Annotated in this window: 12 protein-coding genes; 6 read left to right on the top strand and 6 right to left on the bottom strand. The window is 72.3% G+C overall.

Annotated elements, in window-relative coordinates; genetic code table 11:
* Positions 1-24: 24 nt before the first annotated feature.
* Entirely contained in the window at positions 25-1,146 is a 1,122-nt protein-coding gene (locus ACQKIP_RS02275; protein ID WP_427741963.1) for an ABC transporter substrate-binding protein, read from the top strand.
* Positions 1,147-1,176: 30 nt separating this feature from the next.
* Here ACQKIP_RS02275 and ACQKIP_RS02270 read toward each other — a convergent pair whose 3' ends face one another.
* Both ACQKIP_RS02270 and ACQKIP_RS02265 read right to left on the bottom strand, forming a co-directional pair.
* Entirely contained in the window at positions 1,177-3,204 is a 2,028-nt protein-coding gene (locus tag ACQKIP_RS02270; protein ID WP_365860391.1) for a hypothetical protein, read from the bottom strand.
* A gap of 307 nt (positions 3,205-3,511) precedes the next feature.
* Positions 3,512-4,900, bottom strand: a complete 1,389-nt coding sequence (locus tag ACQKIP_RS02265) for a transcriptional regulator (RefSeq protein ID WP_365860390.1) — start codon at positions 4,898-4,900, stop codon at positions 3,512-3,514.
* A gap of 307 nt (positions 4,901-5,207) precedes the next feature.
* Here ACQKIP_RS02265 and ACQKIP_RS02260 point away from each other — a divergent pair, with 307 nt between their 5' ends.
* From ACQKIP_RS02260 to ACQKIP_RS02245, 4 genes are all read left to right on the top strand, one after another.
* The gene (locus ACQKIP_RS02260; RefSeq protein ID WP_365860389.1) at positions 5,208-5,855 is read left to right on the top strand and encodes a bifunctional DNA primase/polymerase; all 648 of its coding nucleotides are present in this window, start codon (positions 5,208-5,210) and stop codon (positions 5,853-5,855) included.
* Positions 5,856-5,964: 109 nt separating this feature from the next.
* The gene (locus ACQKIP_RS02255; protein WP_365860388.1) at positions 5,965-6,750 is read left to right on the top strand and encodes an ABC transporter ATP-binding protein; all 786 of its coding nucleotides are present in this window, start codon (positions 5,965-5,967) and stop codon (positions 6,748-6,750) included.
* Complete coding sequence (locus ACQKIP_RS02250) at positions 6,747-8,351, top strand: transporter (RefSeq protein ID WP_365860387.1); 1,605 nt, start codon at positions 6,747-6,749, stop codon at positions 8,349-8,351. Before ACQKIP_RS02255 ends, ACQKIP_RS02250 begins: the two co-directional genes overlap by 4 nt.
* A 466-nt stretch (positions 8,352-8,817) precedes the next feature.
* The gene (locus ACQKIP_RS02245) at positions 8,818-10,230 is read left to right on the top strand and encodes a PAS domain-containing protein (protein WP_365860386.1); all 1,413 of its coding nucleotides are present in this window, start codon (positions 8,818-8,820) and stop codon (positions 10,228-10,230) included.
* A 70-nt stretch (positions 10,231-10,300) separates the two neighbouring features.
* Here ACQKIP_RS02245 and ACQKIP_RS02240 read toward each other — a convergent pair whose 3' ends face one another.
* Genes ACQKIP_RS02240 through ACQKIP_RS02225 form a run of 4 tightly spaced genes read right to left on the bottom strand, consistent with a single transcriptional unit; the run spans position 10,301 to position 13,765 of the window.
* Positions 10,301-11,518 carry an ABC transporter permease gene (locus tag ACQKIP_RS02240; protein WP_365860385.1) on the bottom strand — a complete coding sequence of 406 codons (1,218 nt, stop codon included), beginning with the start codon at positions 11,516-11,518 and terminating at the stop codon, positions 10,301-10,303.
* Complete coding sequence (locus ACQKIP_RS02235) at positions 11,515-12,216, bottom strand: ABC transporter ATP-binding protein (RefSeq protein WP_365860384.1); 702 nt, start codon at positions 12,214-12,216, stop codon at positions 11,515-11,517. The genes ACQKIP_RS02240 and ACQKIP_RS02235 overlap by 4 nt, the downstream gene beginning before the upstream one ends.
* The gene (locus ACQKIP_RS02230; protein ID WP_365860383.1) at positions 12,213-13,280 is read right to left on the bottom strand and encodes a peptidoglycan-binding protein; all 1,068 of its coding nucleotides are present in this window, start codon (positions 13,278-13,280) and stop codon (positions 12,213-12,215) included. Before ACQKIP_RS02230 ends, ACQKIP_RS02235 begins: the two co-directional genes overlap by 4 nt.
* The gene (locus tag ACQKIP_RS02225) at positions 13,277-13,765 is read right to left on the bottom strand and encodes a hypothetical protein (protein WP_365860382.1); all 489 of its coding nucleotides are present in this window, start codon (positions 13,763-13,765) and stop codon (positions 13,277-13,279) included. Before ACQKIP_RS02225 ends, ACQKIP_RS02230 begins: the two co-directional genes overlap by 4 nt.
* Positions 13,766-13,886: 121 nt before the next feature.
* On the opposite strand from ACQKIP_RS02225, the gene ACQKIP_RS02220 reads away from it, so the two are divergent.
* The gene (locus tag ACQKIP_RS02220) at positions 13,887-14,555 is read left to right on the top strand and encodes a response regulator transcription factor (RefSeq protein WP_365860381.1); all 669 of its coding nucleotides are present in this window, start codon (positions 13,887-13,889) and stop codon (positions 14,553-14,555) included.
* Positions 14,556-14,558 lie beyond the last annotated feature (3 nt).

Here is a 14,558-nt window from a genome sequence, read left to right as displayed (position 1 = left end):
TCCAGGGAGGACCCCGTGACCGTCATGACCTGGGCCCCCGAGAAGACCAAGGCGACCAACAAACCCGGCATACCGGCGATGGCACAGGCGTACGCACGCTGGGTCAACGCGAACGGCGGGCTCGACGGCCGCAAGCTCAAGGTCCTCACCTGCAACGACCACAACGACCCGGTGGGCGCCGCCGACTGCGCCCGCAAGGCCGTCGACAAGGAGGTCGCGGCCGTCGTCGGCTCCTACAGCCAGCACGGCCAGTCCTTCCTCTCCCCCCTCGAAGTCGCCGGAATCCCCTACATCGGCGGATACGGCGTCACCGACGAGGAGTTCAGCAGCCCCCTGTCGTACCCCGTCAACGGCGGCGAACCCGCCCTGATGGCGGGCAACGGCCGACAACTCGCCGCCCGCTGCGAGCGCGTCGCCCTCGTACGCCCCGACACGATCGCCGGCGACGACCTGCCGGGGCTCCTCGACGCGGGCCTCGCCGAGGGCCGCCGCGGGCCCGCGGCCGACATACGGGCGTCCGAGGACGGCACCGACTTCACGCTCCAGGCCGAGCAGGCGCTCAAGCGCGCCGGCACCGACGGCTGCGTGACGGCGGCGCTCGGCGCCCGCACCGACACGTTCTACGACTCCTACCGGCGCACCGAGAGCGCCCTGCCCGCCGCGAAGATCTCCTCCGTGCTCGGCAGCGTCGACCAGTCCCTGATCGACCGCACGGGCGGCGGCAACGGCCCGTACGAGGGTGCCTACGTCACCGGCTGGTACCCGGCGGCCAGCGACGCCCGCTGGGACGAGATGCGCGAGGTCATCCGCGAGCAGGCCTTCGGCGACAACCGGATCGACCCGACGGACGCGGGCGTGCAGACGACGTGGATCGCGTACACCGCCCTGAAGCAGGCCGTCGAGTCGCTCGACGGCGGCGAGGTCTCGGCGCGGACGCTGCGGCGGACCCTCGACCAGGGGCTCCGGGTCGAGACGGGCGGCCTGACGCCCACCCTGCGGTGGCGCTTCAAGGACATGCTCGCGGCGAGCGACTTCCCGCGCCTGATCAACGCCGACGTCACGTTCCAGATGGTGCGCGACGGCCGTCTGGTGCCGGCGCGCAAGGGCTTCGTGAACGTCTCGAAGACCCTGGAGCAGGTGAAGTGACCCGCTCCGGGGCCTCGCGCCGACCGGCTCCTACAGCTGCGACTTGTCGCGCTTGGTGAGCCCGTACTTCTGGGCGATGGCGTTCCACAGCCCGGCCGCCTCCTGCTTGGCCGTGGTCGCCTCGCCGCTCGACTTGTTCCCGGCGACCGCCTGCGGCGTGCCGCGGGCGTGGCCCTTCTTGCAGCCCTTCTTGCCCGCGACCTGGCCCGCCCACGCGGCGTAGTGGTTGTCGGCCGCGGCCGACGCCTTCCAGGCCTTGGTGAGCGAGGCGGTCAGCTGGGCGTTGGCCGGGAGCTTGTCCACGGAGAGCTGCGAGAGGCGCGTGACCAGGCCGTTGCGCTGCTTGGCGGCGTTGCGCAGATCGGTGGCCGACTGGCCGAGGTTGTCGCACTTGCCGACGTTGCGTACGGCGGCGATGACCGAGTCGCGGCTGTTGTTGCTGTCGGCGAGGAGCTTGTCCAGGGCGATCGCCTGCTCCTCGGCCGGGTCGACGGAGGGCGAGGGTTTCTCGTCGGACGGCGCGGAATCGGAGACGGTCTTGGGGGCGGCCTTCTCCTCGTCGCCGCCTCCGCCGCTCAGGAGCGCGCCCGCGCCGACGCCGATCACCGCGATGGCGACGCCGACGGCCGCGAAGAGCGGCACCTTCGACCCGGTCCGGCCCGTGCGGCCGCCTTCGCCGCGCGGGGCGGGAGCAGCGGCGGCGGCCCTGCGCGCGGCACGGCCCCCGCCGTCACCGCCGTGGGCGGCGGGCTGCTGGGGATCGAAGCGGGGCATCTGCTGGGTCGACGCGGGGCCTTCGGGCTCCGCCTGCTCCGTACGGAAGAGACTGTCGAACTCGGCGGGGGGCTGCCGGTCGCCGGGGGCGCCGGGCCGTATCCCGAAGGGCGCCTTGCCGGGCTCGGCGGGCACGGGGGCGATGAACTGCGTGGGCTCGCTGTCGGGGCCTGCCGCCGGGGGCATCGGCGCGCCGGGTGCGGATGCGCCGGGCATGGGCGAGCGGCCCAGGAACTGCGTGGCGTCTCCCGCGGGTGCCTCGGGCGGCAGGGCGCCGGGGGCCACGGGGGGTATGTACTGCGTGGCGCCTTCGTCGAAACCGGCTCCGGCGCCGGGCGTCGCGGGTATGTACTGCGTCGCGTCCGCGTCACCCGCACCGGCGGGCGGCAGCGGCGCGAGGCCGCCTGCGACGGGCGGCAGCGGTGCGCCCGCGCCGGAGGCCGCGGGGGGCAGCTGGCCCGCCTGGGTGGCGGGCGGCAGCTGACCGGCCTGACCGGCCGGTGGAAGCGCGTGTCCCGGCTGGCCGGGATAGGCGGCGTCGGCGGGCTGCCCGGCGTGCGCACCACCGGCCGCCTGTCTCGCGTGCGCGCCGCCTGAGGGCTGCCCGGCGTGGGTGCCGCCCGCCGGTTGGCCCGCGTGAGTGCCGCCCGCAGGCTGGCCCGCGTGGGCTCCGCTCGCTTGCTCGCCCGTGTGGGCGCCACCGCCCTGCTGGCCCGCGTGCGCGCCACCCGTGCCCGGACCCGCGTAGGACCCGTCGGCGGGCTGGCCCGCGTGCTGGCCGCCCTGAGCGTGCCCCGCATGCTGGCCGCCCTGAGCGTGGCCCCCGTACGGCCCGCCCTGCTGCTGTCCCGCGTACGGCGCGCCCGCGCCGCCCTGCGTCCCGTAGGCAGCGCCCTGGTCCTGGCCGCCGCCGTACGAGCCGCCGGGAGCCTGGGCGCCGTAGCCCTGGCCGCCGTACGAAGCATCCGTGTGTCCGTAGGAGCCGCCCTGCGCGTAGCCCTGCTGCTGCGTGCCCTCGGCGGGCAGCGGGGTGCCCGCGCCGTACGACTGCTGCTGGCCCGGCGCGGCGTCCCACGCCTGGCCCGAGCCGGGCGGCGGGTCCTGCGGGGACGGGCCCCACGGCTGGCCCCAGGGGCTGCCGCCGGAGGGCGCCACGTGGTCGCCGGCGGTGCCGGGCATGAAGGGCTCGCTTCCGTCGGCAGGCAGCACGATGCCTTCGTGCGCGTGCCGTTCCGCGGGATGCGGATCGGAGGAAGCGGCACCCTGCCCGCTCTGCTGCGTCACCGGGACTCCTACGAATGGGGGACCTACGGAACCGTCGGCTCACGCTACCGGGTCCCCACAGCCGTCTGCCACGCAGCTCAAACCTCCGAGGCCGCTTCAATCGCAGAAGTAACAAAAGCTCTGCGCGAAACGCTGTTTATGCCACGGGGGAGAACCGGACGCGTACGGGAGTTGGCCGTTCACCGTGCGGAAAGGGCAGGGACGGGCCGGGTTCACAGGTGCGCGACACACATCACAAATTATTCACGCGCCCGCTGCCGCGCCTCTGCCCCGATCCCGCGTCACCCCGCCCCGTCCCGCGCCCCCTTCACGCCGCCTGGACGTCCATCCGTGCCCCGAACTCCCTTACCACCGGCTCCTCGCGGTAGGGCAGGAGCCGCTCCTGGAAGTCCTCCAGATACTCGGCACCGCGGTTCGACCGCAGCGTGCCGAGGAGTTCGACGGCCTTCGTGCCCGTGTGGCACGCCTGCTCGATGTCCCGCCGCTGCACCTGCGCCGTGGCCAGCAGGACAAGGCCGATGGCCCGCCGCCGCGCCCGCGACTCGGGATGCCCCGCCAGGGACTCCTCCGCGCTGCGCGCCGCCGCGTCCGCCTGCCCCAAGTCACGGTGACAATGAGCCAGTTCATCGGCCAGATACGCATGGTCGAAGTGCCGGATCCACACCGGGTCGTCGCCCGAGTCCGCTTCCCCGGCGGCCCGGTCCATCGCCTCGACCGCATGGCCCGCGACGACCTGCGTCGAGCGGCCGTCCCCGAGCAGCGCGTGTCCCCTGGCCTCGGCGGCGTAGAACATGGCCTCCGCGCGCGGGGTGACCCGCCCGCGCGTGCCCTCCTGCGCGGCCCGCGCCAACTGCGCGATCTCCCGCGGGTTGCCCAGCTGCGCCGCGAGATGGCTCATGGACGCGGCGAGCACATAACCGCCGTAACCCCGGTCGCCCGCCGCCTGCGCGAGCCGCAGCGCCTGGATGTAGTAGCGCTGGGCCAGACCCGGCTGGCCCGTGTCCACCGCCATGTAACCGGCGAGCTCCGTCAACCGCGCCACGGCCGAGAACAGTTCGCGCCCCACCGCCTCGCGGTACGAACCGGCGAGCAGCCCCGACACGACGCTGTTGAGGTAGTGCACGACGACCGGCCGCACATGCCCGCTGCCGTACTGGTGGTCCAGCTTCGTCAGCGCCTCCGTCATGGCCCGCACCGCCGCCACGTCGGAGAGCCCCACCCGCGGCCCGGCCATCCGGCCGACCTGCGCGTCAGGGGACGAAATCAGCCAGTCGCGGCTCGGCTCGACCAGCGCGGAGGCGGCGACGGACGACCCCGAAAGGAAGTCCCGCCGCCCCACGTCGCTGCGCCACAGCTCGCAGACCTGCTCGATGGCGCCGAGCACGGTGGGCGAGAACTGCAGGCCGACGCCGGACGCGAGATTCTTGCCGTTCGCCATGCCGATCTCGTCGATCGTCACGGTCCTGCCGAGTTTTCGGCCCAGCGCCTCCGCGATGATTCCGGGCGCCCTGCCGCGCGGCTGCTGACCGCGCAGCCACCGGGCGACCGACGTCTTGTCGTAGCGCAGATCGAGTCCGTGCTCCGCGCCGCACATGTTGACCCGGCGGGCCAGGCCCGCGTTCGAGCAACCCGCTTCCTGAATGAGTGCCTGCAGCCTTTCGTTGGGCTGCCGCGCGACGAGCGGCCTTGCGGCCATGGCGTACCCCCTGATGTGCACCGTGGTTCATCTGGACGGACTGGACGGAGGGGCCGGAATCAGCCACCCCAGATGATCAATGCCCTTGGGACAAACGGAAGATGCACCACAAACGGACGATAAGTCGGCAACTGGGCTTCTTCGGAGTGCCCCAGTCTTGGCTACCCGCACATGGAACCCATTCCCCATGCGCGCCCCCGCCCGTGCACCCATGCGCCCCACATGCAGGATCGATGCTCCGCCCCCGCGCACGCGACAGCCGTAACCGTAGGTGTCGGGCGGAGTTGAGAAGTCCGTGGAAGAGACCATGGGAGTCACGTCAGCCGCGCACATCCCGAAGCAGCGCGGAGAATCCTTGCTGGACACGGCCGTGCGATACGCGGAAGAGCGCCACTGGGACGTGTTCCCGGGGACGTGGCTCGAGTCCGTCGAGGGGGCCGAAATCTGCTCGTGCGGTGACACCGCGTGCACGGCACCCGGTTCGCACCCGGCGCGCGAGGACTGGGCCACGCAGGCGACGGGCAGCGCGACCGGCGCACGGCGCCTGTGGACCAAGCAGCCCAAGTCGTCGATCCTGCTGCCGACGGGCCGTACGTTCGACGCCATCGACGTGCCGGAGACCGCCGGGTTCCTCGCGCTCGCCCGCATGGAGCGCATGGAGCTGACGCTCGGCCCCGTGACCTGCACGCCCGACCGCCGCATGCAGTTCTTCGTCCTGCCCGGAGCCACCGCCAAGGTGCCCGACCTCGTACGCAAGCTGGGGTGGCTGCCGGCCGCGATCGACCTGGTCTCCCTCGGCGAGGGCGCCTACGTCGCCGCGCCGCCCACCCGGTTCGGGGCATCCGGCGCCGTGCAGTGGGCGTGCCGCCCCACCGCGGCGAACCGGTGGCTGCCCGACGCCGAGGAGATCATCTCGCCGCTGGCGTACGCGTGCGGGCGCGAGGCACGGCGCTAGGGAATCTCCGGGGGCGCAGACGCCGGACGGGCTGGTTTTCCAGCTCCCGTCCGGCGTTTGTGCTTCTCCCCGACGTATCGTGCGCAAACGGCGACGAAAGGCGGACACCGTGACCGAGGCAGCACCACCCGCAGCGGTAAGAGTGCAAGGGCTGTGGAAGGCCTTCGGACAGCAGATCGCCGTAGCCGGGATCGATCTGACCCTCCCCGCGGGCAAGTTCATCGGCCTCGTCGGACCGAACGGCGCGGGCAAGACCACCACCCTCTCCATGGTGACCGGCCTCCTGCGGCCGGACCGGGGCACGGTCGAGGTCGTCGGCCACGACGTATGGACCGACCCCGTCCAGGTCAAGGCCCGCATCGGCGTCCTGCCCGAGGGCCTGCGCCTCTTCGAGCGCCTCTCCGGACGCGAACTCCTCGCCTACACCGGAAGGCTCCGCGGACTCCCCGGCGACGAGGTCGACAAGAGAGCCACCCAGCTCCTCGACGTACTCGACCTCGCGGGCGCCCAGCACAAACTCGTCGTCGACTACTCCACCGGCATGCGCAAGAAGATCGGCCTCGCCGCAGCCCTGCTCCACAACCCCGAGGTCCTCTTCCTGGACGAGCCCTTCGAAGGCGTCGACCCGGTCTCCGCACAGACCATCCGCGGCGTCCTGGAGCGCTACACCGCGTCCGGAGCGACCGTCGTCTTCTCGTCGCACGTCATGGAACTCGTCGAATCGCTCTGCGACTGGGTCGCCGTCATGGCCGCGGGACGCATCCGCGCCCAGGGGACCCTCGCCGAGGTACGCGGCGCCGCCCCCTCCCTCCAGGAAGCGTTCCTCGAACTGGTCGGCGCAAGCGCCCGCGACAACGGCTCACACCTCGACTGGCTGGGCGGCGGCACCCGATGAGCGCGCCGACGGCCACGTCCGCGCCCTCCATCACCCCCGTCTTCGTACGCCTGAAGCTCTCCCTCCTGCGCAACGGCCTGCACCAGTCGACGGGCCGCCGCGCCGCCTACATCGCCTCCGTCGCCGCCGCGCTCCTCGTCGCGGCACTCCAGCTCCTGGGCCTGATCGCCCTGCGCGGCAACGAACACGCCGCCACCGTCTCCGTCCTGCTCACCGCCGTGCTCGCGCTCGGCTGGGCGGTGATGCCGCTGTTCTTCCCCAGCGGCGACGAGACCCTCGACCCCACCCGCCTGGTGATGCTGCCGCTGCGCCCGCGGCCGCTGGTGCGCGCGCTGCTCGTGGCGTCCCTGGTGGGCATCGGGCCGCTCTTCACGCTCTGCCTCGCGCTCGGCGCGGTCATCTCCCTCGCGCACGGCGCGGCGGCAGCCGTCACCGCCGTCCTCGCCATCGCCCTCACCCTCCTCATCTGCGTGGCCCTCGCCCGCACCGTCGCCGCCGCCAACATCCGGCTCCTGACCAGCCGCAAGGGGCGCGATCTGGCCGTTCTCAGCGGCCTGGTCATCGCGATCGGCGCACAGGTCGTCAACTTCGGTGCACAGCGCCTGGGTTCATCCGGGCTCTCGCAGCTCGATCCGGCGGCGGACGTCGTGCGCTGGATCCCGCCCGCCTCGGCGATCGGCGCCGTCGACTCGGTGAGCGAGGGCTCGTACGCCACCGGGATCGCGCAACTCGCCCTCGGCGCGGGCGCCCTCGCCGCGCTCCTCGCCCTCTGGCAACGCAGCCTCACCCACCTCATGACGACCCCCGACGGCTCCACCCTCGCGGCGTCCGGACCCGCCAAGGCCCGCGCGGCCCGCGGCCCCGGCAGGCTGCTGCCCGGCGGACGCACCGGCACGGTCATGGAACGCAGCCTGCGCTACGTGTGGCGCGACCCCAAGACCAAGGCGGCCTGGGTGACCTCCCTGGCCATCGGGCTCATCGTGCCCCTCTTCAACGCCCTCCAGGGCACGGGATCCATCTACTTCGCCTGCTTCGCGGCCGGGATGCTCGGCGTCCTGATGTACAACCAGTTCGGCCAGGACACCTCGGCGTTCTGGATGGTCGCCATGACGATCTCCTCGACGTACGACGCGTACATCGAACTCCGCGGCCGCGCGCTGGCGCTCCTGGCGATCACCCTCCCGTACGCGACCCTCGTCACCGTCATCACGGCGGCGGTGCTCGGCGACTGGACCGGCCTCGCCGAGGCACTCGGCCTCTCCTTCGCGCTGCTCGGCGCGATGCTGGCGACGGGCGCCTGGTCATCGGCCCGCTTCCCCTACTCGATCCCGCAGGAGGGCTACAAGAACGTGGCTCCCGGGCAGGCGGGCCTTGCCTGGATCTCGATCTTCGGCGGGATGGTCGCGGCGGCGCTGCTCTGCGCCCCGGTGCTCGCCTTCACCATCTGGCTGCACGTCTCGGGCGCGGCCTCCTGGTCCTGGCTGCTGCTGCCGCTCGGCGGGGCCTACGGAGCGGTGATCACCTACTTCGGCCTGCGGCTCGCGGCGCCCAGGGTGGCGCGACGGCTGCCGGAGATCCTCTCGGCGGTCAGCAAGGGCTGAGGGCGCTGCGCGCGCCCCGCACACGCAGACGACCCGCGAGCCTTGGTCCCCGCCGTACGGGACGGCGGGAAGCCGGCCGGACTTACCGGCGGCTCGCGGGTCGGGCGACTGCTTGGGATTGGGCCGGTTGCACGCACATCACACGTGCTGGTCCGGCGCCGAAACCGAGTTGCGACGACGGGCCACTAGCCCGCAGTCACCTCACGCGTCCGGTTTCCATACATCTGCCGAACCACCTCCCTTCATGTGTACGTGCCACCCTAGGAACGACCATGTCCGACGCACAAGCGATTTTCTGAGGGCTTTGCCCGGGCTTCGGGGGCAAGCTTGGGGGCAACGATTTCGTCGAACTTCTGGGAAGTACCTGTGGGCTGCGTCACGTTCGAGTTCAATGATCTGACGTGCGGTACATGCGGAACTCGCAGAACATGCAGCTCATGAGGACACGGCCTGCAGGGGGTGCCAGGTGAGTGCTTCCCGGCGTAGCGGAACCACCGACGAGCTGGGGCCCGAGGAGCCCGGGCCCGGTGGGGCCGAATTGCTTGCGGCATTGCTGGACGGGATGGACGCCGCGTTGTGCGCGTTCGATGCCGACGGAGTGGTGACGCACTGGAACCGTGAGGCCGAGCGAATTCTCGGGTGGTCGGCGGCGGAGGCCGTCGGGCGGCAGGGGTTCGCGGGGTGGGCGGTGCGGACGGCCGATGCCGAGGAGGTCGAGTCGCGGCTTCTGGCGGCCATGGAGGCGCACGGGCGCCAGGTGCACGAGTTCGCGCTGCTCACGAAGGACGGCGGGCGGGTGCTCGTGCGGACCCAGTCCGCTGCGGTGCGGGGCGGGGACGGGAAGCCCGCCGGGTTGTACTGCGCGTTCAGCGAGGTGCACGCGCAGATCGACCTGGAGCGGTCCATAGCCCTGAGCGAGGCGCTGTTCGAGAACGCGTCGTGGGGTGTGGTGTTGGTCGATGCCGATCTGCGTCCTGCCGTGGCCAATGAGCATGCCGCCCGTGCGCTGGGGATGGGGCGTACGGCTCTGCTCGGGCGGCCGCTCGGGGAGTTGCTCGGGCAGGGTGTGGAGGAGCTGGAGAGTGCGCTGAGCCATGTGCTCGCCGAGGGGGCGCCGCCCGCTCCCGCCGAGATGTGGCTCTCCGTGCAGGCTTCGGAGGGCGGTGAGCCCGAGCGGCGTTGCTGGCGCAGCGGCTTTCTGCGGCTTGCGTCGCCGTTGGCGGAGGAGCCGGTTCCGCTGGGGGTCGCCTGGCTTTTCCTGGACGTGACGGAGGCGAAGCAGACCGAGCAGGAGGCGGCGCAACTGCGTTTCCGCTCGCAGCAGTTGCACCGGGCCGCGCGGGCCGCGGGCGAGTGCGAGGATCCGACGGAGGCGGCCACGGTCCAGCTGGACTTCGCTCTTGCGGGGTTCGCCGACCATGCGCTGATCGACTTGGTGGCGGGTGCGGGGGACGCGGGGGGCGCGTCGGGTGCGGGGGGCCTTGAGGAGCCGGTCCGTCTCATCCGCGTCGCCGCGACGCCCGCGGGTGCGCCGGGGCCGTGCCTGCCGGTGGCCAAGGCGGGGCTGCCGGTCCGGTATCTGGAGGGCCACCCGGCTCCGCAGTGCGTGGACCGGGTGGGTTCCGTACGGACCAGCGCCGGTACGGCGCCGCCCGAGCGGGCCCGTGTGTGGGCCGCGGCGAGGCAGTGGCCGGAGGACTCCGTCCACGCGTTGTGCGCGGTGCTGCGGAGCCGGGGGCGGACGTTGGGCGTCGTGACGTTTCTGCGGAGTGCCAGTCGGACGCAGTTCGAGCGGGCGGACGCGGCTTACGCGGAGAGCGTCGCAGCGAGGGTTGCGGCCTCGCTTGATCTGGCGGATGCGGTGGGCTCCGCCGGCTGAGCTTGCCCCTGCGGGGGCTGGGGGCCCAACCGGGGGTTTCCCGGCTGGGCCCCAGCGGCTCAGGCCCCCTCTACGCCGCGTGCAGCGCCAGGGTTGGGGAGAGGCGGGCCGCTCGTATCGCGGGGTAGAGGCCCGCGACCGTGCCGATGAGCAAGGTTGCGGCGAAGCCGCCCGTTACCGCCCAGAGGGGGATCACCCAGGGGAGGCCGCCCGATACCGCGTACGCGGCCGTCGCCGCCGCGCCCAGGGCGATCCCCGCAAGGCCGCCGAGGCCCGACAGCATCAGGGACTCCGTCACGAACTGAATGCGGATCTGCCCCTTCGTCGCACCCATCGAGCGGCGGAGCCCGATCTCGTAACGCCGCTCCAGGACTGAGATGATCATGGTGTTGGCCACCCCGACGCCTCCCACAAGGAGCGCGATCCCGCCGAGCCCGAGGAGCAGCGTCGAGAACGCTCCCTCCGTCGCCGCCTTCGCCTGGAGTGCCGAAGAGGGGTCCGTCACCTGGACGTTGCGCGGGTTCTCCGGGTCGATCGACGCGGCGAGCAGGTCGCGTACCTCGTGCACCGAGGCGTCGGTGGACCGCTCGTACACCGACGTCGGACGCCCGTCGAAGCCGAGTTCGCTCCTGGCCGCCGCCCACCCCACGAGGGCCGAGCGCTCCACGTCGGGCGAGAGCGGCAGCGGGTCGAGGATGCCGACGACCGTGAAGTAGCGGTCGTCCACCCAGACCTGCTGGCCGGGTTCGGTGATGCCGAGCCGGTCGGCGGCGACATGGCCGAGGACGATCGACGGATAGCGGCTGTTGGCCGCGTTGAACCACGTCCCGCTCCCCATCCCGCCGCGCAGCACCTTCAGCAGCCCCTCGGTGGCCGCCTTGACGGATATGCCGCCGGTCTCGTCCTCGGGGATCTTCTCGCTGCGCCGCACACTGCGTTCGAGGTCGCCGGTCGCGCCCACGTCCCGTACGCCCTTCACGCGCGAGACCCGGCCCGCCGCGTCACGCGGAAGCACCACCTTCTCCCCGGAGAACATGGGCTCCCCGGGCGAGGCCACCAGCATGTTCGTGCCCAACTCGTCCAGTTCACGCATGAGTTGCGCCTTGCTGGAGGACGAGATGCCCACGACCGCGATCATCGTGGCGATCCCGATCGCGATGCCGAGCGCCGACAGGACGACCCGGACCGGGCGGCTGCGCAGGCCCGCCGAGCCGACGTGCAGCACGTCCCGCGGCCCCAGCCGCGCCGCCTTCAGCCGCGGGTTCCTGATCTTCTTCGTACGGATCATCCGGCCCGCACCCCCTGCCGGGCAGCGGCCCGCACATCCGCCACCACCTGCCCGTCCCGTATCCGCACCTGCCGTGGCAGCCGCTCCGCGATCTCCGTGTCGTGCGTGATGACGGCGATCGTCGCGCCCTCCGCGTTGAGATCGTGCAGGAGCTCCATCACCGCCTCGCCGGACGCGGAGTCGAGCGCCCCGGTCGGCTCGTCGGCCAGGAGCAGGTCCGGCGCTCCGACCACCGCGCGGGCGATGGCGACGCGCTGCTTCTGGCCGCCGGATAGTTCGTGCGGCCGGTGCTTCATGCGGTCCGCGAGGCCGACCCGGTCGAGGGCTTCCGCGGCCCGCGCCCGGCGCTCCCCGCGCGAGAGGCCCGAGTACAGGAGCCCTTCCGCCACGTTGTCGCGCGCGCTGATCCCCGGCACCAGGTGGAACGCCTGGAAGACGAAGCCGATGTGCCGTGCGCGCAGCGCGGAGAGGCTGCGGTCGGCCAGCGTCGCGACATCGTGCCCCGCGATGGCCACCGAGCCCTGTGAGGGGCGGTCGAGGGTGCCGACGATGTGCAGCAGCGTCGACTTGCCGGACCCGGAAGGGCCGACGATGGCGAGGAGTTCGCCCTCCTCCACCCGCAGGTCCACCCCGCGCAGGGCGGCGACGCCGCCGGGGTACTCCTTGGTGACCCCGCCCAGCTCCACGACGGCGCTCATATCTTGGGCACCCCGACCTTCGTGCCGTCATCGAGGCCGCCGCCGGTGACCTCGACCCGCCCCTGGCCGAACATGCCGAGCTCGACCTTGACCTGGCGGGCGCGGCCGTGCTCGACGACCTGGACGCCGTAGCCGCCGCCGGGCAGCGCGAGGAGGGCGTTGACGGGTACGGACAGGACGTCCTTGCGGGTCTCGCCGGTGAGGTTCACCGTGACCGGGGACTGGTCGAAGCCGTCGACCTTGCCGGGGTCGTCGAAGGAGACCGTCACCGGGATCTTGGGGGTCTTGTCGGCCGGGTCGTCGCCCGGCTTGGCCGTCTTGCCGACGGAGGCGACCCTGCCCTTGGCGGTCGTGCCGTCCGGCAGGTCGACGGTGACCTTGGTGCCCGTCTTGGCGAGCTTCCCCTCGGCGACGTCGAGCTGGAACCGCACGACCCGCTCGGAGCCCGTGGTGCCGAGCACCGGCTTGCCCGGCGCGACCTGGTCGCCGACGGCCGAATCGGCGGACTTCACACGGACGCCGCCGGGCGAGAAGGCGATAGCGTCGGGGCCGACGCGCCCCGTCTGCTTCTCCTCGTGCGCCTTCTGCCACTGCTTGACCGCGGCGGCCGTACCCGCCGTGTATTCGTCGTCGACGGCGAGCCCGGCCCCGTACCCGAGCGCCTGGAGGTTCTGCTCCAGCTGTCGTACGTCGTTGCCCTCGTCGCCGGTCTTCAGCGTGCGGTACATGGGCTCGGTGCCGTACATGAGGCGCACGGGGACGCCGTTGACCTCGTACAGGCGTCCGTCGCGCCCGATCGTCGAGCCGGTGGGCGCGGACCAGGTGAGGGTGCCTGCGGTGCCCGCGTTGATCTTGCGTTCCTTGGCGTAGCCGAGGGTGCCGTCGGTCTGGGTGCCGCTGCTGAGGTCGCCGCGTTCGACGGGGGCGGTGGCGGGCGGGAGTCCGGTGTCCCGGCTCGCGGGGCCGTCCTTGCCGTTGTCGGCGAGCGCGGTGACGGCGACGCCGCCGCCGGTGATCGCGAGCAGGGCGACGACGGTGGCGACGACGGCGGTGCGGCGCCTCACGCGACGATGTCCTTGCACGCCGCGGCGGCCTTCTCCATCTTCTTCGCCTCGGCGCCCTTGGGGATCTTCTGGGCTTCCATCGCGCCGCCGTCGAACTTCGGGTCGGGCATGTTGAAGCCGTTCTCGCGCATGCAGCGGGCGTACTTGAGCATCTTGTCCTTGTCGGCCTGCGAGGGCGCGCCGCCGCCGGACCTGCCGTTCTTGCCGGCGCAGTCCTTCATGGCGGCCTCCATTTTCTCCTTGCTGAGGTCGCCGCCGATGGTGATGCCGCGGGTGTCCTCGCCGGCCTTGGGCTCGGGCACCTTGAGGCCGTGCTTGCGCAGGCACTCGCGCTCCTTGAAGGCGGCGTCGGCCTGCTTGCCCTTGCCGCCGTCCGCCTTGTCCTGGCCGCTGCTTTCGCCGCCGCCGGAGGAGCAGGCTCCGGCGAACAGGGCGAGTGCGGCGAATCCCGATGCGATGGCCGCCGAGCGCGTACGAGTCCTCATGGCTTCCCCTTCACTTCTCGCTGTCGCGTGACGCGCTCAGGCTCGCGGGAAGGGGGGTTTCGTTTCTCTCAACGGAGACGCTTACACCGACGAAAGGTGCACTTCAGGTACACAGGGCCGCATGCGCGTACTGCTGGTGGAGGACGAGGAATTCCTGGCCGAGATGATCGCCGCCGGGCTGCGCCGCGACGCGCTCGCGGTGGACGTCGCGGCGGACGGCCTGACGGCGCTGCGCAAGCTGCGGTTCGGCGAGTACGACGTCGTCATCCTCGACCGGGATCTGCCGGGCCTGCACGGCGACGAGGTGTGCCGCAGGGTGGTGTCGCAGGGGCTGCTGACCCGCGTCCTGATGCTGACGGCTTCGGTCACGGTCCGGGAGCGTGTCGCGGGCCTGGGCCTGGGCGCCGACGACTACCTGACCAAGCCCTTCGCGTACGACGAACTCCTGGCCCGCGTCCTGGCCCTCGGCCGCCGTACGCGCCCCGCGCTGCCGCCCGTGATCGAACGCGCGGGCCTGGTCCTGGACACGGCCCGCCGCCAGGCCAGCCGCGACGGCCGCCACCTCGCGCTCTCCCGCAAGGAGTTCGCGGTCCTGGAGGCGCTGCTGCGGGCACAGGGCGCGGTGGTCAGCGGCGACGACCTGATCGAACAGGTCTGGGAGGAGGACACCAGTTACCGCACGAACGCGGTCCGCGTCACCCTCTCCAAACTGCGTACGAAGCTGGGCGACCCCCCGGTGGTGGAGACGGTCCCTGGCGCGGGCTACCGGATCGCGGGCCGGTCGTCGTGAGGC

The organism is Streptomyces sp. NPDC059900 (assembly GCF_050270335.1).
Taxonomy (GTDB): Bacteria; Actinomycetota; Actinomycetes; order Streptomycetales; family Streptomycetaceae; genus Streptomyces.
The sequence above is the reverse complement of the archived record's forward strand: the minus strand, read 5'-3'. Positions and strand labels throughout refer to the sequence as shown.

What these genes read in the sequence shown, in the direction of transcription:
- ACQKIP_RS02240 (WP_365860385.1), bottom strand. Translation starts at nt 11,518, where the DNA reads ATGATCCGTACGAAGAAGATCAGGAACCCGCGGCTGAAGGCGGCGCGG.
- ACQKIP_RS02275 (WP_427741963.1), top strand. Translation starts at nt 25, where the DNA reads ATGACCTGGGCCCCCGAGAAGACCAAGGCGACCAACAAACCCGGCATA.
- ACQKIP_RS02265 (WP_365860390.1), bottom strand. Translation starts at nt 4,900, where the DNA reads ATGGCCGCAAGGCCGCTCGTCGCGCGGCAGCCCAACGAAAGGCTGCAG.
- ACQKIP_RS02250 (WP_365860387.1), top strand. Translation starts at nt 6,747, where the DNA reads ATGAGCGCGCCGACGGCCACGTCCGCGCCCTCCATCACCCCCGTCTTC.
- ACQKIP_RS02260 (WP_365860389.1), top strand. Translation starts at nt 5,208, where the DNA reads ATGGGAGTCACGTCAGCCGCGCACATCCCGAAGCAGCGCGGAGAATCC.
- ACQKIP_RS02225 (WP_365860382.1), bottom strand. Translation starts at nt 13,765, where the DNA reads ATGAGGACTCGTACGCGCTCGGCGGCCATCGCATCGGGATTCGCCGCA.
- ACQKIP_RS02235 (WP_365860384.1), bottom strand. Translation starts at nt 12,216, where the DNA reads ATGAGCGCCGTCGTGGAGCTGGGCGGGGTCACCAAGGAGTACCCCGGC.
- ACQKIP_RS02220 (WP_365860381.1), top strand. Translation starts at nt 13,887, where the DNA reads ATGCGCGTACTGCTGGTGGAGGACGAGGAATTCCTGGCCGAGATGATC.